The 26334-nt window shown below is 64.6% G+C and carries 27 protein-coding genes; 6 read left to right on the forward strand and 21 right to left on the reverse strand.

What is annotated here, in order from left to right; all coding sequences use genetic code 11:
• Positions 1-45: 45 nt before the first annotated feature.
• Positions 46-1155, reverse strand: a complete 1110-nt coding sequence (locus LDH66_RS09110; protein WP_226480739.1) for an oxidoreductase — start codon at positions 1153-1155, stop codon at positions 46-48.
• Positions 1156-1389: 234 nt separating this feature from the next.
• Here LDH66_RS09110 and pepF point away from each other — a divergent pair, with 234 nt between their 5' ends.
• Both pepF and pan2 read left to right on the forward strand, forming a co-directional pair.
• Positions 1390-3192, forward strand: a complete 1803-nt coding sequence (gene pepF, locus LDH66_RS09115) for an oligoendopeptidase F (protein WP_226480740.1) — start codon at positions 1390-1392, stop codon at positions 3190-3192.
• Positions 3193-3355: 163 nt separating this feature from the next.
• The gene (pan2, locus tag LDH66_RS09120; RefSeq protein ID WP_226480741.1) at positions 3356-4588 is read left to right on the forward strand and encodes a proteasome-activating nucleotidase Pan2; all 1233 of its coding nucleotides are present in this window, start codon (positions 3356-3358) and stop codon (positions 4586-4588) included.
• A 111-nt stretch (positions 4589-4699) separates the two neighbouring features.
• Here the strand turns inward: pan2 and LDH66_RS09125 are convergent, their stop codons facing one another.
• Positions 4700-5869 (reverse strand): outer membrane protein assembly factor BamB family protein, encoded by a 1170-nt coding sequence (locus tag LDH66_RS09125; protein ID WP_226480742.1) that lies wholly within the window; start codon positions 5867-5869, stop codon positions 4700-4702.
• Between the two features lie 145 nt (positions 5870-6014).
• On the opposite strand from LDH66_RS09125, the gene LDH66_RS09130 reads away from it, so the two are divergent.
• Together LDH66_RS09130 and LDH66_RS09135 are read left to right on the forward strand one after the other, a co-directional pair.
• Positions 6015-6500: a pyruvoyl-dependent arginine decarboxylase gene (locus LDH66_RS09130; RefSeq protein WP_226480743.1), complete on the forward strand. Its 486-nt coding sequence runs from the start codon at positions 6015-6017 to the stop codon at positions 6498-6500.
• A 54-nt stretch (positions 6501-6554) separates the two neighbouring features.
• Complete coding sequence (locus LDH66_RS09135) at positions 6555-6953, forward strand: DUF5811 family protein (protein WP_226480744.1); 399 nt, start codon at positions 6555-6557, stop codon at positions 6951-6953.
• A gap of 89 nt (positions 6954-7042) precedes the next feature.
• On the opposite strand, the gene LDH66_RS09140 is transcribed toward LDH66_RS09135, so the two are convergent.
• From LDH66_RS09140 to LDH66_RS09150, 3 genes are all read right to left on the reverse strand, one after another.
• Positions 7043-7465 (reverse strand): DUF6276 family protein, encoded by a 423-nt coding sequence (locus LDH66_RS09140; protein WP_226480745.1) that lies wholly within the window; start codon positions 7463-7465, stop codon positions 7043-7045.
• Positions 7466-7523: 58 nt separating this feature from the next.
• Positions 7524-8270, reverse strand: coding sequence for a V-type ATP synthase subunit D (locus LDH66_RS09145; RefSeq protein ID WP_226480746.1), 747 nt, complete (start codon positions 8268-8270; stop codon positions 7524-7526).
• Between the two features lie 110 nt (positions 8271-8380).
• Positions 8381-8584, reverse strand: coding sequence for a zinc ribbon domain-containing protein (locus LDH66_RS09150; RefSeq protein ID WP_226480747.1), 204 nt, complete (start codon positions 8582-8584; stop codon positions 8381-8383).
• Between the two features lie 63 nt (positions 8585-8647).
• Here LDH66_RS09150 and LDH66_RS09155 point away from each other — a divergent pair, with 63 nt between their 5' ends.
• Positions 8648-8938: a DUF8143 family protein gene (locus LDH66_RS09155; RefSeq protein WP_226480748.1), complete on the forward strand. Its 291-nt coding sequence runs from the start codon at positions 8648-8650 to the stop codon at positions 8936-8938.
• 41 nt (positions 8939-8979) lie between these two features.
• On the opposite strand, the gene LDH66_RS09160 is transcribed toward LDH66_RS09155, so the two are convergent.
• From LDH66_RS09160 to ahaH, 14 genes are all read right to left on the reverse strand, one after another.
• Positions 8980-9999 carry an ABC transporter ATP-binding protein gene (locus LDH66_RS09160; protein WP_226480749.1) on the reverse strand — a complete coding sequence of 340 codons (1020 nt, stop codon included), beginning with the start codon at positions 9997-9999 and terminating at the stop codon, positions 8980-8982.
• A gap of 88 nt (positions 10000-10087) precedes the next feature.
• Positions 10088-11131 carry an ABC transporter permease gene (locus LDH66_RS09165; RefSeq protein ID WP_226480750.1) on the reverse strand — a complete coding sequence of 348 codons (1044 nt, stop codon included), beginning with the start codon at positions 11129-11131 and terminating at the stop codon, positions 10088-10090.
• A gap of 1 nt (position 11132) precedes the next feature.
• On the reverse strand, positions 11133-12053 hold the full coding sequence (locus tag LDH66_RS09170; protein ID WP_226480751.1) for an ABC transporter permease: 921 nt from the start codon (positions 12051-12053) through the stop codon (positions 11133-11135).
• A gap of 9 nt (positions 12054-12062) precedes the next feature.
• Complete coding sequence (locus LDH66_RS09175; RefSeq protein WP_226480752.1) at positions 12063-13208, reverse strand: extracellular solute-binding protein; 1146 nt, start codon at positions 13206-13208, stop codon at positions 12063-12065.
• Between the two features lie 159 nt (positions 13209-13367).
• Complete coding sequence (locus tag LDH66_RS09180; RefSeq protein WP_226480753.1) at positions 13368-15032, reverse strand: AMP-binding protein; 1665 nt, start codon at positions 15030-15032, stop codon at positions 13368-13370.
• Positions 15033-15135: 103 nt separating this feature from the next.
• Positions 15136-15390, reverse strand: a complete 255-nt coding sequence (locus LDH66_RS09185) for a hypothetical protein (RefSeq protein WP_226480754.1) — start codon at positions 15388-15390, stop codon at positions 15136-15138.
• Between the two features lie 190 nt (positions 15391-15580).
• Positions 15581-16990 (reverse strand): ATP synthase subunit B, encoded by a 1410-nt coding sequence (locus LDH66_RS09190; RefSeq protein ID WP_226480755.1) that lies wholly within the window; start codon positions 16988-16990, stop codon positions 15581-15583.
• A gap of 2 nt (positions 16991-16992) precedes the next feature.
• Positions 16993-18756, reverse strand: coding sequence for an ATP synthase subunit A (locus tag LDH66_RS09195; RefSeq protein ID WP_226480756.1), 1764 nt, complete (start codon positions 18754-18756; stop codon positions 16993-16995).
• A gap of 3 nt (positions 18757-18759) precedes the next feature.
• Positions 18760-19092 (reverse strand): V-type ATP synthase subunit F, encoded by a 333-nt coding sequence (locus LDH66_RS09200; protein ID WP_207271565.1) that lies wholly within the window; start codon positions 19090-19092, stop codon positions 18760-18762.
• Entirely contained in the window at positions 19089-20141 is a 1053-nt protein-coding gene (locus LDH66_RS09205) for a V-type ATP synthase subunit C (RefSeq protein WP_226480757.1), read from the reverse strand. The genes LDH66_RS09200 and LDH66_RS09205 overlap by 4 nt, the downstream gene beginning before the upstream one ends.
• Positions 20138-20719, reverse strand: a complete 582-nt coding sequence (locus LDH66_RS09210) for a V-type ATP synthase subunit E (protein ID WP_226480758.1) — start codon at positions 20717-20719, stop codon at positions 20138-20140. The genes LDH66_RS09205 and LDH66_RS09210 overlap by 4 nt, the downstream gene beginning before the upstream one ends.
• A 22-nt stretch (positions 20720-20741) precedes the next feature.
• On the reverse strand, positions 20742-21011 hold the full coding sequence (locus tag LDH66_RS09215) for a hypothetical protein (protein ID WP_425492911.1): 270 nt from the start codon (positions 21009-21011) through the stop codon (positions 20742-20744).
• A 9-nt stretch (positions 21012-21020) separates the two neighbouring features.
• On the reverse strand, positions 21021-23279 hold the full coding sequence (locus LDH66_RS09220; RefSeq protein ID WP_226480759.1) for a V-type ATP synthase subunit I: 2259 nt from the start codon (positions 23277-23279) through the stop codon (positions 21021-21023).
• Positions 23266-23598 (reverse strand): ATP synthase archaeal subunit H, encoded by a 333-nt coding sequence (gene ahaH, locus LDH66_RS09225; protein ID WP_226480760.1) that lies wholly within the window; start codon positions 23596-23598, stop codon positions 23266-23268. The genes LDH66_RS09220 and ahaH overlap by 14 nt, the downstream gene beginning before the upstream one ends.
• A 157-nt stretch (positions 23599-23755) precedes the next feature.
• Between ahaH and LDH66_RS09230 the strand changes: the two genes are divergently transcribed.
• Positions 23756-24379 (forward strand): methyltransferase domain-containing protein, encoded by a 624-nt coding sequence (locus tag LDH66_RS09230; RefSeq protein ID WP_226480761.1) that lies wholly within the window; start codon positions 23756-23758, stop codon positions 24377-24379.
• A 51-nt stretch (positions 24380-24430) separates the two neighbouring features.
• On the opposite strand, the gene LDH66_RS09235 is transcribed toward LDH66_RS09230, so the two are convergent.
• Positions 24431-24940 (reverse strand): type IV pilin domain-containing protein, encoded by a 510-nt coding sequence (locus LDH66_RS09235; protein WP_226480762.1) that lies wholly within the window; start codon positions 24938-24940, stop codon positions 24431-24433.
• A gap of 102 nt (positions 24941-25042) precedes the next feature.
• Positions 25043-26269 (reverse strand): DUF7096 domain-containing protein, encoded by a 1227-nt coding sequence (locus LDH66_RS09240; RefSeq protein ID WP_425492912.1) that lies wholly within the window; start codon positions 26267-26269, stop codon positions 25043-25045.
• Between the last annotated feature and the right edge of the window lie 65 nt (positions 26270-26334).

Here is a 26334-nt window from a genome sequence, read left to right on the forward strand (position 1 = left end):
AGTGGCCGGGCGCGTTCCTCGCACGGGAACCGCATTTCGGCTTCTTCAGTCGTCCGACGGCGTCGGCACTTCGGACTCGTCGATCGTGGCGTCCGGCTGGAGGATACGGCCGAAATCGAACTCCTCGAGCGAGCGGCCCTCGGCGACGCGCTGTGGCCAATCGGGGTTGGCGAGCGCACCTTTGGCGAGGGTGATCAGGTCCGCACCGGCCTCGACGGTCGCTCGCGCCGCGTCGGGATCCTCGAGCGCGCCGTTTGCGATCACGGGTGCGTCGCCGTACTCGTCGGCGAGGTCAGCGAGCGTCGGTCCCTCACCGAACGCGGGGGCGGTGACGTTCTCTTCGGTGACGTGGAGGTAGTCGGCACCGGCGTCGGAGACCGTCTCGAAGATGACTGCGGCGTCGTCCTCGCCGCCGGGCCAGCGGTAGTCGGGGTCGTTGACCTTGCTCTGGGAGAGGCGGACGCCGACGACGAAATCGTCCGGCGTCGCGTCCCGAACCGCCTCGATCACGTCCGCAGTCAGGCGGATCCGGTTCTGGACGTCGCCGCCGTACTCGTCGTCGCGCTCGTTCGTATACGTCGTCAGGAACTGATCGAGGACGTAGCCGTTCGCGCCGTGAACCTCGACGCCGTCGAAATCCGCATCGACCGCGCGCTCGGCGGCGGCGACGAAGTTCTCGATCAGCTCGTCGATCCCCTCGGTCGTCAGCTCGGTCGGCTCGGGGAACTCGCCCTCGCCGCCGTACATCTCGAGTTGCTCGCTCTTTGGCCGCACTGCGGAGGGGCCGACCGTCTCGTCGGTGTAGCGGTTCCCCTGCGAGAGCGCGCCGGCGTGCATCAACTGGGCGAAGATCGGCGTGTTTTCCTCGTGAACGGCGTCGGTCACTCGCTGCCACGCGTCGACGTGGTCGCCGTTTGCGAGTCCGGGCTGGTCATAGTAGCCCTGGCTGTACGCCTCGTCGGGGTAGGTCCCCTCGGTGATGAGAAACGAGAAGCCGCCCCGGGAGAACTTCGCGTAATATCGCGCCATCTCTGCCGTAGCGCGGCCGTCCTCGGTAGCGCTGGTTCTGGTCATCGGCGCGAGACCGACCCGATTCGTCAGCGTTTCGTCGCCGAGATCGACCGAGTCGAACAAGATATCGTCTGCATCTGTCATCGGAAACGGTAGCGCTCGTATCGAAAAAAGGAGCAGCCAGTCGTGTGCTCGCGACGAATTATCGATAATAGACCACCATAGTTGGAGCGTCCGTCCCGGTCGCTGCAAACGTCAGCCACCCGTAACCGAGCGAAGAGAGGCGGCCGGAACGACGCGTTCCCCTCGCCGTTCGACCGACGGCCCGTAAAGTCCGGAAAGATAAGCCTTACCTCCGGGGATCGACTTACACGGAGTATGAGTTCGGTATCCGAGCGCTCGGAGGTAGACACCGAGTACAAGTGGGACCTCGAGAGCATCTACGCGACCGACGACGACTGGGAAGACGCCTACGAAGCCGTCTCCGAGCGCGTCGATGAGCTCGCCGACTACGAGGGACGCACGACCGAGGACGCCGAGACCCTTCTCGAAGTGCTCGAGCTCCGCGACGAGATCATGCGCGAGGTCTCGACGGTCGCGGCCTACGCCCGCATGCGTCGCGACGAGGACACGACGAACCAGCAGTATCAGGCGCTGACGGCCCGGTCGCAGTCGCTCGCGGCCGACGCCCAGTCCGCCGCCTCCTTCATCGACCCCGAACTCCAAGAACTGACCCGCGAGGAGTTCGACGCGATGATCGATGACGAGCCGACCCTCGAGACCTACGACCACTACGTCGACGACGTGCTCCGGATGAAACCGCACACGCGCTCAGCCGAGGTCGAAGAGCTGCTGGCCGACCTGAGCGAGGTGACGGGCGCGACGGGGGAAGTGTACAACATGCTCTCGAACGCGGACATGGCGTTCCCGACGGTCGAGGCACCCGAGGGCGACGAGGAGGACGCGATCGAGATCACCCAGAGCAACTTCACCAACCTGCTCAAGCGGCCCGACCGCGACTTTCGCCGGCGCGTCTACGAGGCCTACTTCGACGAGTGGGAGTCGGTCCGGAACACGGTCGCGGCCAGCTACAAGAACAGCGTCAAGGCCGACGTGAAGACCGCTCGAGCGCGTAACTACGATACCGCGCGCGAAGCGGCCCTCGACGGCCCGAACGTCCCCGTCGACGTCTACGACACGCTCGTCGATACCGTCCACGACAACATCGACAAGCTCCATCACCACGCGGAACTCAAGGAGCGGGCGCTTGGCGTCGACGACCTGCAGATGTGGGACGTCTACATGCCACTGACCGGCGACGAGGGCCCCGACCTCGAGTACGATCAGGCGACCGAACACGTCGTCGACGCGCTCGCGCCGCTGGGCGAGGAGTATCAGTCCCGCGTCGCAGAGGGACTCGACTCTCGCTGGGTCGACGTCTACGAGAACGAAGGCAAACAGTCCGGCGCGTACTCCGGCGGGACCTACGACACCCAGCCGTTCATCCTGCTGAACTACCAGAACGACATCTCCTCGATGTACACGCTGGCCCACGAGCTCGGCCACTCGATGCACTCCGAGCTCACCAAAGACGAACAGCCCTACATCTACTCGAATTACGAAATCTTCGTCGCCGAGGTCGCCAGCACGGTCAACGAGGCGCTGTTGACCAACCACCTCCTCGAGACCGTCGACGATCCCGAATTCCGGAAGCACGTCCTGAACGAGTTCCTCGAGCGCGTGCGATCGACGCTGTACCGCCAGACCCTCTTCGCGGAGTTCGAACACGAGGCTCACCGTCTCGAGGAAGCGGGCGAGCCGCTCACCGCCGACCGGCTGGACGAGCTCTACCGCGGCCTGAAAGCGGACTACTACGAGCCCGCCGTGATCGACGACCGCATCGCCCGCGAGTGGATGCGCATCCCCCACTTCTACCGGGCCTTCTACGTCTACCAGTACGCGACCGGCATCTCCGCCGCGCTCGCGATCGTCGACGACGTCCTCGAGAACGGCCAGTCCGCCGCCGACGACTACCTCGAGTTCCTCCGTCACGGCTCCCGTGAGTACCCGCTCGACCTCCTGCGGATCGCCGGCGTCGACATGAGCTCCTCGGGGCCGATCGACCGCGCGCTCGAGAGCTACGGCCAGCGCTTGGCGGAGTTCGAGTCGCTGCTCGACTGATCGAGTCCCCGTCGACCGTCGCCCTTTTAACGGTTCGCTCGCGGTCGTCGGCCGTCGCCGTTCGCCCCTGCGATTGCAGCGTGGGCAGTGATCCCATTCGACAGAAATCCCTCCGGGACCCAAAGGCACATTTACCATCGAAATCCTATCGGCGTACAACAGGATGTCTCGAAGCCCGTCTATTCCCGACCGACCTCACCGCGATATCGATTCAGAGCTCCCCGACGACGAGCGGCTCGAGGCGCTCCGCGGGCACTACGAGGATCTGGTCGACGTCAACGACCAGCTCTCCGATCAGCTCGACGACGCCGAGGACCGCCGCGAACGCCTCCGGGAGAAAGTCGATCGCGTCGAACGCGAAAACGAGACGCTCAAGAGCTCCTCGCTGTACATCGCCACCGTCGAGGATGTCCTTGAGGACGAGCAGGTCATCGTCAAACAGCACGGCAACAATCAGGAAGTGATGACCGACGTCTCCTCGCGCATCATCGACCGCATCGAGCCCGGCGACCGCGTCGCGGTCAACGACTCCTTCGCGATCCAGACGGTCCTGGACACCGAGACTGACGCGCGCGCCCAGTCGATGGAGATCACGGAGAAGCCGGAAGTCACCTACGCCGACATCGGCGGTATCGACGAGCAGGTCCGCGAGGTCCGCGAGGCCGTCGAACAGCCGCTGACCGAGCCCGAAATCTTCAACGAGGTCGGCATCGACCCGCCGAGCGGCGTCCTCCTCTACGGGCCGCCGGGCACGGGGAAGACGATGCTCGCGAAAGCCGTCGCCAACGAGACCGACGCCACCTTCATCAAGATGGCCGGCTCCGAGCTCGTCCGCAAGTTCATCGGCGAGGGGTCGCGGCTCGTCCGCGACCTCTTCGAGATGGCCCGCGAACGCCAGCCCGCTATCATCTTCATCGACGAGATCGACGCCATCGCGACTCGCCGAACGGAGTCCAAGACCTCCGGCGACGCCGAGGTCCAGCGGACCATGATGCAACTCCTGAGCGAAATGGACGGCTTCGAGGCCCGCGGCGAGATCCGCATCATCGCCGCCACCAACCGCTTCGACATGCTCGATCGGGCCATTCTTCGACCCGGCCGGTTCGACCGTCTGATCGAAGTCCCCGAACCCGACCGCGACGGCCGCGAGCAGATCCTCTCGATCCATACCCGCAACATGAACATCGCCGACGGCGTCGACTTCGGCACGCTCGCCGACGACACCGACGGCTACTCCGGTGCCGACATCGAGAGTCTCGCCACCGAAGCCGGCATGTTCGCCATCCGCAACGACCGCGACGAGGTCTCCCATCAGGACTTCGCCGACGCCTTAGAGAAGATCGAGGAAGACGACTCGAGCGACGTCGTGTCCTCGGCCGGCTACTTCTACCAGTAGCGCGACGAGCGTCCGCTCGTCGAACCGTTCGTACGATTTCGAAACGCGTGAGTGAATTATGCTTCGACCGCGAACGAACGACGTAGTCGCGACCACCGCGACCGTCGCTCGTTACTCCGTTTTCGAGACTGCGTGGACAGTACCCTCGTTGTCGCCGACGTACACCGTGTCGTTGACGACTGCGGGCGACGATTGCATTCCTCCCGCCGCGTCCGCTTGCAGCTTCTCGCGGTGCTCGCCCGTGTCGCGATCGACGGCGTGCAATCCGTCATCGGACCCAAAGTAGACGCGATCGCCGGCGATGACCGGAGCCGTCACGTACACGATCTGCTCGAGATCGTCCGCCCGCCACTGTTCTCGTCCCGAGTGCGGATCGAACGCTCGAACCTCGCCCGTGTTCCACGTTCCGACCACCAGTAGGTCGTCGTCGACCGCGGGTGACGGGTACAGCATTCCCAGTCCGTCGGTCCCAGTGTTCCACTCCTCCGTCCCGGTTTCCCGGTCGAGCGCGTGGACGAGGCCGCTCTGGGTCCCGACGTACACGGTCCCGTGGCGAACGGTCGGCGCTGCGACGACGCCACCGCTCGCGTCGAATCGCCAGCGTTCAGTACCGTCATCAGCATCTAACGCGAGCACCCGGCTGTTCGTCGAGCCGGCGTAGACGGTTCCGTCGACGATCGCTGGCGGCCCGAAGAGTTCGCTACCGACGTCGACCGACCACCGCTCTCGCCCGGTCTCGGCCTCGAGAGCAATGAGCGCCCTGCCCTCGTCGTTGCTGCCGACGAAGACGGTCTCGTCGGCAGACGCGATCGAACGAGACCCGTGTGCGGTCGAAAAGGTCCACTCCGTGTCACCCGTCTCCGCGTCCAGCGCGAGCACCGTCCGGTCACCGCTGCCGTTCAGGTACACGCGCTCGTCGTCGAGTGCTGGCGCTGCGAGATGGTTTCTTCCACCGGTGGGGCGCTTCCAGAGCACTTCTCCGGTGTGCTCGTCGAGGGAAGCCGTTTTCCCCGCGCCCCTGTCGTGGACGTACACCCGTCCGTCGACGACGATCGGCGTGGACCGTATCTCGCTGCCGATCTCGACCGACCAGCGCCGATCCGACGAGAGCGAAACCGGGTCGGACTGTGGACTCACGCCCGTCCGCGCCAGGTCGTATCCGTCGGTGGGCCACTCGTCCGTCCCGACGAACGTCGGAGCGGCGTCGTCCGTCTCGGCGAGTGACGTCCATCCGGCCGTCAAGAGAGGGACCGTTCCCGCTAGGTACGCCCTTCGTTTCATTACGTTGTGGTATACAGGTAATACGTATGAAACTACTGAACAATAGTGCTGATTTCCAACAGTACAGTCGAGTGAATAGACTCCCGACGATGCAGAGCTGCTGGTGAATCGCAACTCCTTACGCCGCTCGTCCCCGAGAACGGATATGAGCACGATTCGAGTCGTCTGGGGGGCCGCGTCGGCGCCCACGGCGATGGCCTCCTACGACGCGGCCCTCGCGGAGGCCGGCGTCGAGAACTACAACCTCGTCTCGGTCTCCTCCGTGATCCCGGCCGGCGTCGACGTCGAGGCCGTCGGTACCGCGCCCGATCTCGGCCCCGCCGGCGAGCGACTGACGGTCGTCGAGGCTCGAGCGACCACTGCCGGTCCCGGCCGCGTGAGCGCGGCGCTGGCGTGGGCGCAGTCCGTCGACGACGGCCCGGGCCTGTTCTACGAGACGGCGGGCGAGATGGATCGCGCAGACGTCGAACGCCGGGTCCGCGAGGGCCTGGCCGCGGGTCGGGACCTTCGCGACTGGACGTTCGCCGACCCGCGAGTCGCCGTCGAGAGCCGGCAGGCCGAGTCGGGAGTGCACACGACGGCGGTCGTGCTCGCGGTCTACGGCGAGAGCGAACCGATCCTCTCAGATTGACCCAAAGCGAACCCTTTTGAACCGGCGACCCTTTGATACGGGTACACACTTCTCATGAACGGAAATACGCCGTACGCAGGGCTACCGGGCGAGACTGGTGCTGGGCAGCGTGCAGCGGCGGACGTTCCTGACCTCTCGAATACCCAGAAACGACTGCTTCACCGCGACGTCTCGCGGATCGCCGCCCGCACGCGCGAGTTCCTCCCCAACGAATACGTCGTCGACGCCGACGTCTCGAGCGGCATGACCGGCCCGGAGGTCATCGTCGCCGTCCGACCGCCGGTCGGCCACGCCGTCTCCGCCGGCTTCACGCCCGACTTGGAGGAGGCGGCGGCCGCCGAGGAGGTCATCACCGCCGACGAACGCGACGAAGTCGCTCGCGGGCTCGCGGCGAGTGCGGCCCTGCAGGTGAAACAGGCGATCAGCAACAACGTGCGGCCGACCGGGAAGTAGTCGGACCGCTCGGACTGCTCGGGGCGCTCGCATTCGACCACCCCGCGCGATCGATACCGACGACCCGCTTTTCGACGCCTCGGTGCGCTTCAGTAGAGCAACTGCTCGAGCTGATGGATCCGTCGCTCGAGGTCGATCGCCGGCTCGACCGACGGATCGTCGTCGAGTCGCTCGAGTATCAGGAGCGGGTCGCCGCCGGCCCCTTCGACCTCCCTGAGCAGGAGCTCGATCGCGGTGCGGTTCGTCGCGAGCGACGAGCATAGGCCGAGCGCGAGCGCGAGCGGAACCGCGCGCTCGGGCCGGGTAGGGAAGGCGTCGCTGACGCGCGAGAAATCGGGATCGGTGGGTGCCGTCGCCTCGTCGGTACCGTCGCGGTCCGCTCGCGGGGCCGGCTCGAGGGTCAGACAGTGCGTACAGAACGAAACGACGGCGGCCGCCGACGGCGCGTCCGTGCGGTACCCCTCCGGAACGGCAAACGAGATCGCGGGCGAACCGCACTCGGAGCAGGCCATCGGGATCGAATTCGTGGATGGACGGCCGGTCGATCGACGGCGAGGCAGTCGGCGCGCCTTACTGGTTGGCCGCGGGCGACTGTGCGGCGGTGTCCGGCTGAATGTCCTCGAGTTCCTCCTGTTTCGCTTCGGCCTCCTCGGCCTCGGCGGCTTGCTCGGCCTCTCGCTCCGCCTTCTCCTCGGCTTCCTTCTTCTCCTTGATCTTCTTCAGGCGGAACGTCTCCTCGCGTTCCTGTTCCTCGAGTTTCTGCTCGATGTACTCCTGATTGTCGTACAGGTCCGGCAGGAGCTTGAACTCGAGGGCGTTGACGCGGCGCTTGGTTGTCTCGATCTCTCGGAGCATCTTCTTCATCGCCGTCTCGACCTCGGCGGCGAGGATGATGCTCTCCAAGAGATCCTCGTAGGCCTCGGCGGCCTCGTCGATGCGGGCGGAGGTGCCCATGATCCCGTAGCCGCGCTGATCGAGGCTCTTGGAGACTCGAGAGGACTCGATCTGCGGGACGACGACACCCATGATGTTCTTGGACTCGGTGGTGATCTCGGGGTGTTCCTGCAGCGCCGATGCGGCACCGCGGACCGCGACGTCGCCCTCCATCGCGCGGGCCATGTTGATCTTCTTCTGGGCGTCCTCGTAGTCCTCTGCGAGGTCGCCGCGGACGTCTTGGGCCTTGTCCAGAATGTCCATGAACTCCATGATCAGCCCGTCGCGTTTCTTCTCGAGCGTGCTGTGTCCCCGCTCGGAGAGCTCGATGCGATCCTCGATCGCCATCAAGTTCTTGCGGGTGGGCTTGACGTCGTTGGCCATCTTGTGGAAGGATAGCGGCCCCAGTCGGATAACTGTTTACAGTTTCCGCGCTCCGCTCGCGCTCGAGCCGCGGGAAATCGACGCCAGCGGGTCGCTCTCGGGGCGGATACTCAGCCGAGAAACAGGTCGACCATGTCGCCCGACGACTGCCCCTTGTAGAGTTCCGAGTAGCCACAGTTCGTACAGCTGACGACGTGGAAACGCCGGTTTTGGATGTCGAACATCTTGGACAGCCCGCTTCCAGTCGTCGAGATCTCGTCGATTTCGGTCTCCGTGTGGTCGCACTTCGGACAGCCGCGATCATCGTCTCTCATAATCGGACCATTCGTGTCAATTCAAAAAATTGTTGTGTTCGGCTCCTCGAGTAACGGACAGGAATGTCCGTCGTTCTCGGCCTCTTCCTTCTGGCGTCGCTCGCGATTCCGCTCGTCCTCTGGCTGGCGATCAGTCGTGAAACCGCGGATCCGACCGTGGTCGATCGAGCGGAGGCGGAACGGATCGCGAAAGAGCGCGGCGGCCGCGATCCCGCCCGCTCGGCTGACGGACCGAACCGTTCCGCCGCCGACGATACCACGGCCACCGGACGGGGAGATCACCGCGAGAACGACCACCGGGACGACCGAACGACAGGAGACGAGCGCGACGAGTGGGGCGATCGACGCACGTAGCGCGATCGCTCGCCGCAGCCGTTGCGACGCGTCGCCGGCGCTCAGTCCGACTCGAGGACGTGGACCCGGTCCTCGTCGATCGAGAGCGAGACGGCGTCGCCGGCGCGATATCCGTCGATTCCGTCGGCGTACAGCGTCACGGTCGTCTCATCCGGGAGCGTCGCCGAGAGGTGGGTCCGATCGCCGAGATAGGTCACATCCGCCACTTCGGCGCGGATCGGTCCCGACCCGACCTCGAACGCTTCGGGTCGGACCGCGACCGTCACGTCGCCGTCCGTTCGGGTCGCGACCGGCAGGGCCGCGAACCCGAGGTCGACGCGGCCGTTCGTCGCCGTCCCCGCGAGCAGGTTCGAACTCCCGACGAAGTTCGCGACGAACTCGTTCGCGGGACGGCGGTAGATCTCCGCTGGCGTCCCGACCTGTTCGACGGTCCCGTTCTCGAGGACGGCGATCCGGTCGCACATCGCCATGGCTTCCTCCTGATCGTGCGTGACGTAGAGGGCAGTGACGCCGAGGTCGGCGAGCAGGTCGCCGATCTCGTCGCGCAGGCGCGTCTTGAGCTTCGCGTCCAACCCCGTCATTGGCTCGTCGAGCAGGAGGACGTGGGGTTCGATCGCGAGCGCCCGCGCGAGGCCGACCCGCTGTTGCTGGCCGCCCGACAGCGTCGCCGGCCGCCGGTCGGCGAGTTCGGCGATGTCGAGCATGGCGAGCAGTTCGTCGGCCCGCTCGCGGCGCTCGGCCTTCGGGACCCCCTGCATCTTCGGCCCGAATGCGACGTTCGCGCGGACGCTCATGGTGTCGAACAGCGCGTACGACTGGAAGACCAGCCCGACGTGTCGTTCCTCGGGCGGGACGTGGGTGACGTCGACTCCGTCGAACAATATCCGACCCCGCGTGGGCGTCTCGAACCCTGCGATAGTCCGCAGCGTCGTCGTCTTGCCACAGCCCGATGGGCCGACGACCCCGAGGATTTCGCCGTCGCGAATCGTCAGATCGACCCCGTCGACGGCCACCTCGTCGCCGTAGGCTTTGGTGAGCGACTCGAGCGTGACCTCGCTCACAACCGATCACCGCCGTCGACCGCGGCGCTGGGCGAGCGTCGTCTGCGGGCGATTCGCCTCGGTTTTCGGGAATCGGTGAGTATCGATCTCATCGTTGTCGTACGGTCGTAAACCCGCTGTTGCCGATCATCTGCAGAACGAGAATGGCGGCGACGACGATCAGGAAGTAGACCGACACGGCCGCCGCGGACTGCAGGTGCGTCGCGTTCGAGATGTTCCGGTAGAGGAAGATCGCGAACGGGTCCGGGCTCCCGCTCGCGACCATGTACGTGAAGTTGAACTCCGCGGCCGCCAGCGTCCAGGTGATGATCGAGCCCGCGACGATCCCTTGCTTCGCGTGGGGAACGACGATCGTCAGAAACGTTCGAGGCCACGACGCGCCGAGCGATCGCGCGCTCTCCTCGAGTCGGACGAGGTCCATCGACTGGAACGAGCTCTGGACCGTCAGGACCATGTACGGCGATTTGAGCAGGCAGTAGCCCGCGATCAGCCCGAACGCGGACCGGCCGTGCTCGGGATACGTCTGGACGAAGGCGATGCCGAGGATCAACCCTGGCACGAGCGGCAGGATCGCGAACGTGTTCACCCAGTCCCGCGCGAAGAAGTCGTACCGCGTGAGCGCGTACGCGACCGGGACGCCGATGAGCACGTTCAACACCATCCCGCCGGTCGCGATCGCAAGGCTGAACGCGAGTCCCGGGATTGCGTTCGTCTGCACGCCGTAGTCCCCGAAGCCGAGCACCTGTCGCCAGTGCTCGAGGGTGACGAACCCCCGGGGCACGACGCCGGTCGCCGACTGCGCGAACGAGGAGACGAACGTCACGACGACCGGGAGGGTCAGGAAGGCGACGACGATCGAGACGACGCCGACGACGATCGGACGACCGACCAGTGTCGAGAGGGCCGTTTCGGACCGCGACCACTCCCCGGTCGCGGCGGCCGGCGAAGTGCCACCGTCGGGGCGCGGCTCGCCGTGCTCGGACCCAGCCACGGCGTCAGGTTCGCTGTTCAGTTCGCCGTCCGCAGTCGGTTCGCTATCCGATTCGTCGCTCACGTTCGGTTCGCCGTCCACAGCCGGTTCCGCGTGCAGGTCGCCGCTCGCGTCCGCCGTCGGATCCGTGTGCCCGGTCATTTCAGATCTCCACCGCGTCGCTCTCGACGAACCGCAGCCCGACGAACGTGAACGCGACGATGAAAGCCACGTAGACGAGCCCGATCGCGGCCGCAACGTCGGGATCGTACGAGCCGACGCTGGTCTCGTCGTGTATCTGCAGCGTGATCACGCGGTGACTCTGCAAGACCAGTACCGTCCCGAAGATCGCGAGCCCGGAGCGGAAGGTCAGAATCGCCGCGACGATTCCCGGACGGATCTCGGGCAGCGTCACGTGATAGAACGTCTCCCAGCGGCTCGCGCCGAGCGCGCGCGCCGCCTCCTCGGCCCGGACGTTGACCTCGGCGTAGGTTCCCCGTAACACCATCGTCGCCCGCGGCAGCAGCGAGTAGACGTAACCGAGGAACAGCCCGGTGATCGCCGTCGCGCTCGCCAGATCGAGGGCGCTCTGTCCCGTCGCGACCGCGATCGCGTTCGTCACCAGTCCCTGTCGGCCGAGCAGGACGATAATCAGGTACGCGACGATGATCCCCGGGAGCGCGATCGGGAACGAGACAGCCGCGACGACGGCCCGTTCGAGCGGCAGGTCGTACTTCTCGAGGACGTGGGAGACGGCCACGCCGAGCGCGACGCTGACCAGCGTCGCCAGCCCGACGAACCACAGCGTGTTCCAGGCGACCCACCGGTACTCGGCGGTCGTCGCGAGGGTCCGCCAGGCCTCGAGCGACCAGCCCTCGATCCAGACCGCGTCCTCGGCGAGGCTGAGCCGCACCAGCGTCGCGAGCGGGACGAACCCTGCGACGGTCGCGAGGGCGAAGAAGGGTAGACACATGATCGCGATCCGCCGGCGCTCGCGGTCGCGTTCGGTCGTCGGTCGGGCGGTCGCGGCGGCGAGCGTCGCGACTCGACGCGCCGACGACGTCGCCGATTTCCGGACGGACATGCCGCGGTCTCACTGGGCCCCCTGCAGGGGGGTTCGCTCGACGAGTTCGTCCTGGATGTCCGCCTGCTTCGAGACGAGTTCCTCCTGATCGACGGTGAACTGTGCCTCGTCGTAGGCCGACTGGGCCGGAAACTCGTCGGGCTGGTCGAGTTCGTCAGCCCGGATCGGACGGACGTAGGCGTCGAAGAACAGCTCCTGGCAGTCTTCGGTCAGCACGAAGTCCATGAACAGCTTCGCCGCCTCGGGGTTGGGCGCGTTCCGGAGGAGGGCGTAGCCGTAGGGGACGTTCATCGCGCCCGGCTCGCCGTCGGGCCCGGGGAGGACCGCCACGTCGATCTGGTCCTCGTCGAACTCGTCGTTGTTGTACTTCAGGTTCAGACCCGTGTAATCGTACTCGACGACCGTCGAGATCTCGCCGCTCGTCATCGGCCCCTCGACGTTGCGCCGGAAGTCGGCGCCGTGCTCGGCGATCTCCTCGTGGTACTCGATGACGGGATCGAGGTCGTCCAGATCACCGCCGTAGGCCCTGTTGACCGACAGCGCGGAGGCCTGTCCGTTGGCTGTATGCGGCGGCGTAAAGGCCAGATCCTTCGCGATATCGGGGTGTTTCAGGTCCTCCCACGTCTCGGGCGCGTCGAGACCCCGCTCCTCGTAGACGTCCGTCCGGTAGGTTACCGATGTCGTCATCTGGCGGGTCGCGGTCACGTGCCCGTCGTCCGTTTTGAGGTCGTCGGGCACCACGTCCCAGTTCTCCGGCTTGTACTCGGCCGTCAGGTCGTCGCTCATCGCCTCGAGACCGAACGAGTAGCCCCCGTTGTACGCCGAATGCGTCGGGTTCCGCGCGTTCGCCCGCATGTCCTCGAGCGCCTCGCCCGACGAACCCTGTGCGTCGTACAGCGAAACCCCGTACTCGTCTTCGAACGCCTCCATGACGGCCCCCCAGTTCGACCACCCGGTCTGGACGCAGTAGATGTGCAGTTCTTCGGGGAACGCCCCGGCGTCGACGTCCATCTCGTGGTCGCCGTGTCCGACGGTGTACGTCTGACCGCTTCCCCCTCCGGTGAAATCGCTCAGACAGCCCGCGACCGCGAGCGTCCCCGCGGTCGCGCCACTCGTGAGCACCGATCGTCGCGTCGTCCCTGTCGGTTCGGACATACCTGAGCAAGCCGTCAAAACACACTAATCCGTTGCTATGTTCAGAACACTAACCTATATAGCACATCAGAGCGGACCCGATCGGTTCGTGGGACCCTCGAACAGCGGAAACGGACGGTCCGGTCGTCGCGACTCTCGACAGGACGGCCGTCGGCGTCCCTATCCCTGTCCGACCATCCGCTCTTCGTCACCCCACTCCTCCTGCCGGAGTTCGTACTTCTGAACCTTCCCCGTCGCGGTCGTCGGCAGTTCCTCGACGAACTCGATCCGTCGGACGGTCTTGTAGCCCGCGAGGTTCTCGCGAGTGAAGGCCTCGAGGTCGCTCTCGGTCACGCCCGGATCGTCGGGGTCGCCGCTGGCCGGGACGACGAACGCCTTCGGCGTCTCGCCCCACTCGTCGCTGGGCGAGGGGATGACCGCCACGTCCGACACCTCGGGGTGGTCGAAGAGCGTGTCCTCGAGTTCGATGCTCGAGATGTTCTCGCCGCCCGAGATGATAATGTCCTTCTTCCGGTCCTGAATCGCGATCATGCCGTTCTCGTCGATCGTCGCGAGGTCGCCGGTGTGGTAGTAGCCCTCGACGCGGTCGGAAAAGGCCTCTTCGGTCGCCTCCGGCTTCTCCCAGTACTTCTTCATGATCTGGTTGCCCCGGACGACGACCTCGCCGAGGGTTTCGTCGTCGCGCGGGACGTCCTCGCCGTCCTCGTCGACGACGCGGATTTCGGTCCCGAGATAGGCCAGTCCCTGCCGTTTCTTGATCCGGAACCGGTCGTCGCTGTCGTCCTCGAAGTGTCGGCGGGCGTCGGAGGTCGTGATCAGCGGCCCCGTCTCGGTCGCCCCGTAGACGTGTTTCAGGTACCAGCCGAACTCGTCCTCGACGGTCCGGATGGTCGCCTCCGGCGGCGCGCTGCCCGCGGTCGCCAGCCGAACGGCCGCGTCGCCGGTCGTCTCCGGCTCGTTCGCTCCGGCGGTTTCACCGCCTTCGCCTCGCTGCCCCTCTGGGGCAGCGCGCTCCTCGTAGTAATCGATCAGCATATTCAACACCGTCGGCGCACCGCACATGTAGGAAACGTCCTCCGAACGCACGGCCTCGAAGATGGCCGCGGCGTCGACCCCGCGCGTGCAAACGTGTTTCGCGCCGATCCCCGTCACCGCGAAGATGTGCCCCCAGCCGTTGGCGTGGAACATCGGCAGCGTCCACAGGTAGACATCGTCGTCGGTGATCTCCTGATGAGCGACCAGCAGGTAGGCGTGGATCGTCTCGCAGCGATGGGTGCGACAGACGCCCTTCGGATCCCCCGTCGTCCCCGAGGTGTAGTTGATCGTGATGATCTCGTCTTCCGCCATCTCGGGGCGGTCGTACTCGGTACCAGCGTCCTCGAGCACGCCGTCGAAGCTTTCCCAGTCACCGTCGACGGCGTCGGCGTCGTTCGTGATGAACGTCTCCGTCGGGACCTCGTCGCGAATTTCCTCGATCCTGTCGGCGAAGTCGTAGTCGGCGTAGATCGCGTCGACGCCCGCGTCCGACAGAATGTATTCGAAGTCGTCGGGCGTGAGCCGGTAGTTCAGCGGCGTGTGGACCGCGCCGATCTGCATGATTCCGTAGGCGGCCTCGAGATGGTAATGGGTATTCGGATCGAGCACGGCGACCCGGTCACCCTTCTCGATGCCGCGCTCCTGCAGCGCCGCCGAAAACCGATCGGCGCGTTCGCCGAGTTCGTCGTACGTGAACCGTTCCCCCGTGGTGGCAACCACCGCCTCGTCGTCGCCGTAGTGCGTTCGCGCCCGATCGAGGAACTCCGGCACGAGCAATGGTTTGTGCATACATACCAGGATTCATTAGCGGAGCATACGGTTGTTTCGATTTGTTGCATTTACTGATAGTTCCTCGAGTTGAACGCCTTTACTCCATGGCCAGCTAAGCTGTTCACCATCGCTGACCGATAACAACTACAATAAGCACGAGGACGACTCCGGCGAGACCGTATACGAACGATGAGAAATAGCTGTCTGTTAGCCAGACCATCACTCCTGACCCACCACCGATAACCAGTATATTTAGAACGGTTATAATACGCTCATTTATGTGAGTTTCAACACATGATGATAAAACAAAATCGTAAATATGTAACATGATCCCACAGAGAACACCGATACAAAGAGCGACTGCTGGGTCAGGCATTACCAATAGACGGTGTATTCCTTGCATATTTGTTTTCGTCTTTTTACAGTATTAAATACAATAGAATTCAAATATTTATAACTCATTCACTCGTTCACTGTTCTGAGATGGCCGGCGCTCGAGGTGTCGGCGAGTCGGAATAGGTCACCTGAACGAACAGCAAAAACTGAAAGTGAGCGATCCGCGACGGTCAGTCGGCCTGCACGGCTTCGGCCGTCTCGTCCTCGCGGTAGTGCTCCTCGATGAGCTCCTCGTCGATGCGGTTGAGCTCCGTCTTCGGCAGATCCGAGAGCAGGTCCCAGCCGAGCTCGAGCGTGTCGTCGATCGAGCGGTTGGTGTCGTACCCCTGCTGGACGAACTCCGCTTCGAAGCGGTCGGCGAAGTCGAGGAACTTATTGTCACGCTCGGAGAGCGCTTCACGACCGACAATGTTCACGAGGTCGCGCAGGTCCTCACCCTCTGCGTACGCGGCGTACATCTGGTCGGAGACGTCGCCGTGGTCGCCGCGGGTCAGGCCCTCGCCGATCCCGTCGTCCATCAGCCGGGAGAGGCTGGGCAGGACGTTGACCGGCGGCTCGATCCCCTGACTGTTGAGGTCCCGATCCATCATGATCTGGCCCTCGGTAATGTAGCCGGTCAGGTCCGGAATCGGGTGCGTGTCGTCGTCGCCGGGCATCGTCAGGATCGGGATCTGCGTGACCGACCCCTCCTTGCCCTCGATTCGACCCGCGCGCTCGTAGAGCTGCGCCAGGTCGGTGTACATGTATCCGGGGTAGCCACGTCGGCCCGGGACCTCTTCACGTGCGGCACCGATCTCTCGCAGCGCCTCACAGTAGTTGGTCATGTCCGTCAGGATGACCAGCACGTGGTAGTCCTTCTCGAAGGCCAGGTACTCGGCCGTGGTGAGCGCGAGTCGCGGCGTGACCTGCCGCTCGACTGCGGGGTCGTCCGCGAGGTTCATGAAGACGACCGAGCGCTCGAGCGCGCCGGTGCGCTCGAAGTCGTCCATGAACTCGTTGGCCTCTTCGGCGGTGATTCCCATCGCACCGAAGATGACGGCGAACTCCGAGTCCTCGCCCGATTCGTCTTCCTCTGGCACCGTCGCCTGTCGCGCGATCTGGAGCGCGAGTTCGTTGTGGGGCAGTCCCGAACCGGAGAAGATCGGGAGCTTCTGGCCCCGGACCAGCGTGTTCATGCCGTCGATGGCGGAGACGCCGGTCTGGATGAACTCCTCGGGGTACTCCCGGGAGTAGGGGTTGATCGCTTTCCCGACGATGTCTTGCCGTTCGTCGGGGACGATCTCCGGACCGCCGTCGATCGGGTTCCCGGAGCCGTCGAGCACCCGTCCGAGCAGATCCTCGGTGACGGGCATCTTCATCGTCTCGCCCAGGAAGCGAACGGAGGCGTTGCGGTCGATCCCGCCCGTGCCTTCGAACACCTGGATCGAGACGATCCCTTCGCTCGATTCCAGCACCTGGCCGCGCAGCGTTCGCCCGTCCTCGGTCTCGATCTCGACGATCTCGTCGTAGCCGACCGGTTCGTCGACCTCGGCGAACACCAGCGGACCGCTGATTTCCGTGATTGTCTGGTACTCTTTCATTGTTAGTACAGTGCGCGCAGTTGGTCTGCGAGGTCGCTCTCGATCTCGTCGATGAACTCGTCCCACTCCTCGGCCGTGCCCATCCGGTTGAGTCGCGGGGCGGCGTCGACGTCCTGAATCTCCTCGACCGGGACGCCGGCCTCCAGCGCCTCGAAGGCCTCGTCGTTGAACGTCTTGATGGCCTCGAGCATCCGGTAGGTCTTCTCGGGTTCGCAGTAGGTGTCGACGTCGTGGAGCGCGTTCTGCTGGAGCCAAGCCTCACGGATGTAGCGTGCGACCTCCATGGTGAGCTGCTGGTCCTCCGGCAGCGCGTCCTTCCCGACGAGCTGAACGATCTCCTGGAGTTCGTCCTCCTCGTCTAACACGTCGACCGCCCACTGGCGGGTCTCCGCCCAGTCGCCGGCGACGTTGCTCTCCCACCACGGGTCGAGCTGGTCCTTGTACAGCGAGTAGGACTCGTTCCAGTTGATCGAGGGGAAGTGCCGACGTTCCGCGAGGTCGGCGTCCAGCGCCCAGAACGTCTTGACGATACGCAGCGTGTTCTGGGTGACCGGCTCGGAGAAGTCGCCGCCCGGCGGGGAAACCGCCCCGACGACCGAAATCGACCCTTCGCCGCCGTTCATCAGCTGGAACTTGCCGGCGCGCTCGTAGAACTCCGAGAGCGCAGCCGCCAGATATGCGGGGTATCCCTCCTCGCCGGGCATCTCCTCGAGTCGGCTCGAGATCTCCCGCATGGCCTCTGCCCACCGCGAGGTGGAGTCGGCCATCAGCGCGACGTCGTAGCCCATGTCGCGGTAGTACTCCGCGATCGTGATTCCCGTGTAGATACAGGATTCGCGGGCCGCGACGGGCATGTTCGACGTGTTTGCGATGAGGCAGGTCCGGGCCATCAGCGGGTTCCCGGTCTGTGGGTCCGGCAGTTCCGGGAAGTCCTCGATGACCTCGGTCATCTCGTTACCGCGCTCGCCGCAGCCGATGTAGACGACGATGTCCGCGTCGGACCACTTGGCGAGTTGCTGCTGGGTGACGGTCTTCCCGGAGCCGAACGGACCGGGAATCGCCGCCGTCCCGCCCTTCGCGAGCGGGAAGAGGCCGTCCTGGACGCGCTGGCCCGTCACCAGCGGCTCGGTCGGCGTCTCCTTGTCACCGGCGGGCCGGGCTTCGCGGACCGGCCACTCTTGGTGCATCTGGATCTCTTCGCCGTTGTCGAGTTCGACGACGGTCTCCTCGACCGTGAACTCGCCGTCCCCGATGGTGGTGACTTCGCCACCCTCGTAGTCCGGGGGTACCATGACCTTGTGGTCGATGGTGACGGTCTCCTCGACGATCCCGACGATGTCGCCGGGTTCGACGGTATCGCCCGTTTCGACCTCGGGGGAGAACTCCCACTTTTTCTCGAGGTCGATCCCAGGGGCGTCGACCCCGCGGTCGAGGAACGCGGTCCCCATCTTGTCCTCGAGGACGTCGAGGGGGCGCTGGACGCCGTCGTAGATGGAGTCCATCATGCCCGGTCCGAGGTCGACGCTCAGGGGCTCGCCCGTGTTCTGGACGGGCTCGCCCGGGCCGACGCCGGAGGTTTCCTCGTACACCTGAATGGTGGTCAGGTTCCCTTCGATCTCGATGACCTCGCCCATCAGTCCTTCGTCGCCGACGTAGACGACGTCGTTCATCCGGGCGTCGAGGTCCGTGGCGGTCACGACGGGACCGCTCACGCTTTCGATTACACCGTCTTCGTCGACGGATTCGATGTCTTCTGCCTGGCTCATAGTTTAGCTGTCTTCGTCCTCGTCCATCAGGTCGATCCCGATCGCGCGTTTGATCTGGTCGCGCAGTCCGCCGCCACCGGTTCCGCTCCCGATCGTGACGACGACCGGCTCGACGCTCGTCTCGACTTCCTGGCGGACGTTTCGCGACAGGTGCTCGAGGTCGTCGTCGTGCATGACGACGATTCCGACGCCCTCGTCCTCGAGGGCTGCCGTTGCAGCGTCGTCCAGCCGTTCGTCTTTCTCGTCGTCCGGGACGTTCTCGAACCGACGGACGCCCGCGAGACGGAAGCCGGTGGTGAACTCCGGACTGCCGACGACTGCGATTTCCTGGCTCATAGGATCACCAGCTCCTCTTCGATCTCGTTTTCGTCGAGTCCGACCTCGCGACCGCGCGCGATAGCGCGGATGTTCTCGACCTCGCGTTCCTTCGCGAGGATGTACGACAACACGGCCGAGACCGAGGCCGGATAGATGCTCGAGAGCGTGTCCGCGTACTCGAGCAACGCAGCGTCTAGTGCGTGCTCGAACTGGATAAGGCTGTCAGCATCGCGCAGCCGACCCAGTGCACTCGAGAGTCGGTCGCCGTAGCGTCTGCTGTCGGCGATGTGGTCGACGAGCGCGTCGTAGTCGCCGACGAGCCGGTTGAGATCCGACGCGTCGAACAGGACGCCGCCGTCGATGTAGTAGGTCGCGGGATCGAGGTCGGCACCACTGCGTGCGAGTCGCAGCGCGTTCCGGGCGTTCCGGAAGTCGATCTCGGCCTCGAGAAACTCGACGTACTTCGCTTCCGGTCCCTCCTGGGGCCGGCCGAGGTCCGCGAGCAGGTTCTCGTAGAACTCTCGGTCGAGCGCGTTTTCGAGCGGAACGAGCGCACCGGTCTCCTCGAACTCCTCGTAGGCGACCGTCAGTGGCTCGTAGTAGCTCGTCCCGTACAGCACTTCGATCGCGTCCTCGATCTCGTCGGCCTCGAGCAGCCGGTCGATCGTCCGATCCTCGAGTTCGCCGGCGCGGATGAGGTCGGTCTGGATGTCTTCGGGATCGGTGTCGGTGTAGATCCCGCGGATGATCGTCTTCAGGTTCCAGACGTCGAACTTCCGCAGGTAGCGGGCGATTAGGTCGTAGAGCCGCCCCTGCGACCAGTCTAACAGATCGTCGAAGTGCTTCGCGAGGTTGCGGTTCAGGGCGTACTCGATCAAGTCGACGCCAGAGAACCGCGTTCCGAGCTCGTTGATCTCGCGTTCGTACTCCGTCTCTTCCATGAACCGCGCGATCTCGCTCGGCCCCATCCGGATCAGCTTGCGGTAGTCTTCGTCCGAGAACAGCGAGGCTCGGCGCGACCGAACGCGAGCGTTCACGTATTCCGGATTCGAGGCACCTGCGCTCATTGCTCGAAGAGTCGGTTGCTGATCTGCTGAAGGTTGTCCTCCCATACGTCCTCGAGCACCGAGTCGAACGTGTTGTTGACTCGGACGCGGGACTGCTCGCTCTCGACGACGACGCCGCCGAGGCAGTCGAACTCGCCCGCGTACTCGTAGCCGTCGTAGTCGTCGAGGATCGACTCGAGCAGCTCCCGGTCGTCGCTCCGACCGTAGACGGAGACGTCGTTGCCTTCGTCGAACTCGTCGCTCGCGGCTTCGAGCAGGTCGCGAGTGAGGTCTTCGCGGGTGTCGCCCTCGAGGGATGCGAGTTCGTCCTCGACTGCCTCGCGGACCTCCCCGAGCACGTCGCGGCGGGCCTCCAGTCGCTGTTGTTTCGCCTCCAGTTTCGCACTGGAGAGGCGCTGTTCGCGGAGCTGGTCGATTTCGCGCTCGACCTCGGCCTCCGCGTCGGCGAGGATCTCCTCGGCGTCGGCCTCGGCTGCCGATTCGATCTCCTCGGCGCGCGTCTCGCCCTCAGAGCGGATGTCCTCCGCACGCGCGTGGGCTTCTTCTCGAATGTCTTCTACGACTGTGTCCAAACTCATTGGTGAGAGAAAGGGGGTGTGGTTATCCGACGATGAAGACGACGACCAGCGCAAGGATCACGAGCGTCTCCGGAAGGACGGTCATGATCAGGCCCGGAACGAACATGTCGTCGTCCTCGGCGATCGCGCCGACGGCTGCTGCGCCGATACCACGTTCGGCGTATCCTGCTGCGAGTGCGGCGAGACCGACGGCGATTGCCGCGGCACCCGCGTCATTGAGAGTCGGTCCACCCTGAGCCGCGCCTTCTCCTGATTGCAGTACAACGTCCGTGAGCTGAAGTGCTAGGTCCATCATGTTTGACTAATTCTCGCTGTGATTTCGATCGGTTCCGAACGGTTCGTAGTTCTCCCCACCGCCTTCATAAAACTTGTTAAAGAATTCGACGTACTCGAGGCGCACAGCCTGTAAGCCGGCGCTTGTCACGCCAAGCACTAACACGACGATGTGTCCGAGTACGAGAATAACAAGTCCACCGATAAGAGCTGCGGTCCCCGAATGCATGAGGCCGCCGAAGATAACTTCGGCACCCTCGCCGTAGTGTTCGGCGACGTAGCTCGGTTCGTGATTTCGAAGGAAGTGGAACGCGCCGTCGGGATCCTCGTATCCGCCGAAGAACAGCAGGTTGACCACGAAGGCCATGCCGGCCTTCGCGAGCAACACTGCGCCCATCCGGGTGTACGAGAAGACGTTGACGACGACGTCGAGCGCTTCAACTGCTTCGACGGGCTCGCTGACGATCAGCATGACGAGCCCGATCAGGAAGACGAGCAGCGGTGCCGTGATCAGGATGTCGATCCCTGGAATCGTAAAGAGTCCCCACTCCGGGAACCCGGAGAATCCGATCGGGAACGGTCCCTCGCTCGAGAACGTATCGAACAGGAACGACGGTTTGCTGCTCTCCTCGGGATTCTGGGGATCGTATCCCTGCTGCGAGAAGATCCAGATCCAGATGCCGTTGAGCATCAGGAGCCACGAGCCGCTGTGGAAGAGGGCGTCCTTGACGCCGTGGCTGAGATTCTCGTAGAAGTCCAGGATGTACCCGATGTTGAGGTGGAGAATCCCGGCCAGCACGCTGACGACCATCCAGCCGAGGGCGAAGTCGGCGGCCGCCGGCTCGAGGCCCTTATTGAGTGGCAGTAGCTCGACGTGCAGCATGTCGTGCCAGAGCACTTCTCCGAGCACGTGCAGGCCGAAGATTTCGCCGTACACGATCCCGAAGAGGATCGTGAACAGGCCCGCCCAGATGGCGACGCCGCCGAGACTGGTGACGCCCTTGCTGTCGAACTGCGTCGCCATGTAGGCCCCGATGGCCACGTACATGATCCCGTAACCGACGTCACCGATCATGAATCCAAAGAACAGCGGGAACGTCAGGAACAGGAAGATCGTCGGATCCAGTTCGCTGTACTTCGGTCGGTTGACCGCCTGCACCAGCAGCTCGAACGGTTTGGCGATGGACGGGTTGTTCTGGACCACTGGCGGCTCGTCGTCCATCGTCACGGTCGAGCCACCGTCCGTGACCGCCTTCTGTTGCTGCTCGTCCGCCTCGGCAGCGCCTTCGTCTTCTTCGTCTGCTCCGGCGGGCGTTCCCTTCTGGACCTCTTCCGTATGGGAGTGTGCGCCGTGCCGGTCGTAGTCCGCCCGCTCGAGCTCTTCGACCTCGACGCTGTCGCCGACGGCGTCTTCCAGGGTGGCGACGAGCCGGTCGTACTCGGCGGTCGGGATCCAGCCCTCCGCGACGAAGGCGTGTTCCGTCGTCGCGAACTGCAGCGGCGCTTCCGCCTGCTGGACCTCGATCGTCAGCTCTTCTTCGACTCGCAGGAGGAAACTCGCTTCCTCCCGTTTGATCTCGTCGAGTTCGGTGTCGATCTCGTCGAGCTGAGTCTCGAGTTCCCGTTTCCGGTTCTCGAGATCGGAAACGTACTCCTCGGGACTCTGCTCGGTGTCGGGCACCTCGTAGCGGGTAAACTCGACGCCGACCAGTGCGTCGTCGATCGGCGCTTCGTCGGCGTCCTCGGTCGGCGCGGCCACGATAGCTACGACGTCGCCGCCGGTGAACGTCTCGAACGCCCGAATGTCGTCGGACGCGGCGACGGCCGCCTCGACGTCGTCGAGGGGACCCTCACCGACGAGGACGTCGACCGTCTCGTACCCCGACAGCAGGTCGAGGTCGATACCGAGCGCCGCGAACGGAGCGACGCGGTCGATCTTTTCGTTGATTTCCCGCAGTTCGTTGTTGACCTCACTGTGCCGGTCATCGAGTTCGTTGACCCGCGTTCGGATCTCCTCGAGCCGCGCTTCCCAGTCGTCCTCGAGCCGCCCCGGCTCGGCCTCGTCGGCCGACAGCTCCAGGGTGCTCTCGAGGGCGCGGACGGTGACCAGCTTCTCGGAGGCGTCGTCGGCACCCTCCATGGGGTTGCCGTTGTCGAACCCCTCCCAGGAGCCGTCGTAGTCCGACAGATGCACCAGACTCAGCTCGTGAACCGTCTCGATGACCGTGGGCATGACGCCCCGCGAACCGGTCACCGAGACCTTGCTCATTCGCTCAGGTCTGAGCATGGACGTCCTCCTGGAACAGTTCGACGACCTGGTCGGTCACGTCGTCGACCCGCCTCCGGGCGCGCTCGGCGAGTTCCTCGCGCTCCTGTTCGCCTTCTTCGAGGACCCGCTCGCATTCCGCATCGATCTCCTCGCGAGCTTCCTCCAGACGGCGCTCCTTCAACTCCTGCGCCTCCTGTTCCGCTTCCGTGCGAATCTCCTCGGCACGTTCCCGGGCCTCGGCTATTCGCTCGTCGCGGTCGTTCTCTGCCAATGCGACGATCTCGTCGGCCTCGTCTTCCGCCGACTTAATTCGTTCGAGAACCTCTGGCCTCGGCATACTCTAAGCAGTCGGACGTTTGCCAGAGCGCGTATATGGTAGTTGCGAAAGTGGCTCAGTACGAACCGGTGGCAAACGGCCGATAATCACGTCTTACTCCCTCGGCCAGGACACGGGAACAGTAGACATATGCCGGTCGGACCGAAACTCGTCGCTAATGGGACTTCTCGAGAACAAGGCCCGCGCCCGACTGTTCTACAAGTACCTCTCGCGGGTCTACGATCAGGTGAACCCCTTCATCTGGACCGAGGAGATGCGCACCGAGGCCCTCTCCCTGCTCGATATCGAGGACGACATGACGGTCCTCGACGTCGGCTGCGGGACCGGCTTCGCGACCGAGGGCCTGCTCGAGCACGTCGACGAGGTGTACGCCCTCGATCAGAGCGAACACCAGCTCGAACAGGCCTACGAAAAGCTCGGGAAACGGGCGCCACCGGTCCACTTCCACCGCGGCGACGCCGAACGCCTCCCGTTCGCGACGGACACGTTCGACATCGTCTGGTCGTCGGGCTCGATCGAGTACTGGCCCGATCCGATCCTCGCGCTCCGGGAGTTCCGCCGCGTTCTCAAACCCGGCGGGCAGGTGCTCGTCGTCGGCCCGAACTATCCCGACAACGTCGTCAGTCAGCTGCTGGCCGACTCCATCATGCTCTTTTACGACGAGTACGAGGCCGATCAGATGTTCAAGACCGCCGGCTTCGAAGACGTCAAACACGCGTTTATGGGACCGTCTTACGACCCCGAGGTCGCCATCACGACGATCGGACGCGCGCCCGAATAATCGTCGATCGTCGGCCACGCCTCGAGAGCGGTAACGGAAGGAGCCACCGTTTCAGGTCGCCGTCGTCTCGAGTTCTCCGATCCGTCGTCCGTCGACGGCGAGCGTCACGGTGACCGAATCACCGGCCGCGAGCGTCGGTGCGTTGGTGTCGGCGACCGAGAGGCCGGCCCGTTCTCCCGTTGACCAGTCCGAATCAGCTCTCGAATTGAACGGGCCGTCCGGCGTACCATCGAACCCGCTCGCACCGACGAACGGAACCGGTGGCTGTTCGCTCAGTTCCCGCCCGTTTACCGCGATCGTCACCGACAGCGACTCGACGTCGATGCGATCACCGGCGACGTGCTCGATCTCGATCGCCGAGCGATCGCCGTCGGCCGAGAGCGCGAAGGTCGCCGTCGGTCCGGGCGACTCGAGCGACAACGCGCCGGCACCGACGGCGACGACCGCCGCGAGCGCGACGGTGAGCGCTAGCAACAGGACGACGCCGATGATCGGACTGACGGCGCGTTCGTCCCTCGACACTGCCGTCCGCGTGTCGCGACGGTCCCGAGTTCCGTTCACGGCCCGCTCTGGGCGCGCTCTCCCGTAAAAATCTCAGGTCGTAATCGGCGAATCCCCGCCGACCGGTTCGGGTCATCTGTCGTCCGCTACCGATATCTCGCCTCAGGAGCGGTCCGACATCCTCGCCTCGACGCTTCCGGACTCCGTTTCCGCCGTAATCCTTCCGTCGCCGAGCGGCCGAGCGATCCAGCGGGTCCCGTCCTCATCGGTCTGTCCGACCTCGACGCCGTTGACCGTGACGGTCGCCTGGACCGGCTCGCCGGTCCCCGCGTCGGTCACCGTTACTTTCACCGGCCCGCTCGCGGCCGTCTCAGCGGTCGTTATCTCGAGTTCGTTGCTGATCCAAGTCTCGCTCTCCTCGGTGGGAAGCGACGAGACGGATAGTTCCTGAACCTCGCGGTAGACGTCTCCCGTTCCGCTGTCGAAGTAGAACTCGAGGCGGCCGTGATCGTGCCCCACTTCCGCCCAGTAGTAGCCGGGACTGTTATCCTGGAATGACGGGCCGAACTGGCTCGCCCACGGGTAGAGTTCGGAGATGTGATCGTACGCCTCGCCGCTCTCGAACCGATCCGGTGCCGTTTCGTCGCGGTTATCGAACCGGCTCGTTTCGACGACGTACTGACTGCCGTCCATCACTGCGACGCTATAGCCGGTCTGTGAGGTCGAGACGACGACATCGCGATGAACGTTGCCGGTCGGCCGTTCGGACAGTCGGCTGAGAGTCGCTCGGATCGACGTTCGGTGGTAGTCGAGCGTCTTTTTATCGGCACGCGTCTCGCTTCCCGACAGCGAATATCCCGGCACCTGATCCGCTCGATCCTCCAGGTCCTCGAGGTCACGCGACAGCATCGCCGCCTCGTTGTGGTTTCGTAACAGCGCCTGAAGGAATGCCGTCGACGAACGCTCGCCGGCCGCGTGTGCTCTCGTCGCGTTCCGTTCGCGTTGCTCGAGTTCGGTTATCCGTTGGCTGAGTCGCTCGTAGCCCGCCTGAATCATCGCTGCACGTTCCTCGTCCGTCGCACTGTCGAACTCACTGTCGACGATGGTATACTTGTCGTGGTCGACTCGGAGTCGGTCGTCCGCGCTCGTCAGCGCCATTCCGAGGTCCGATCCGTACTCGGTGTACTCGCTTCTGACCTCGCCGCTGAGTTGGAGCCTGTTGGTCGAGTTGTCGACCGGCGTCGGCGCCGTTTGCGAGGGGGACTCTTGCAGACGAACCGTCTCGGCGACGCTGTTACTCCCGTCGGCAGGCCCCGCCGCGACGATCGTTATCGCGGGCAGGGAGAGGACGAGAAGCAACGCGAGGAGGACAGGGGTCGCGTTGTTCATCGCCGCACCGTACGGCCTCTTGATACAAAAGCTGGTCGTCTCCCAATGAAGCGTCATTACCGCTT

Source organism: Natrinema amylolyticum, from assembly GCF_020515625.1.
Classification (GTDB): Archaea; Halobacteriota; Halobacteria; order Halobacteriales; family Natrialbaceae; genus Natrinema; species Natrinema amylolyticum.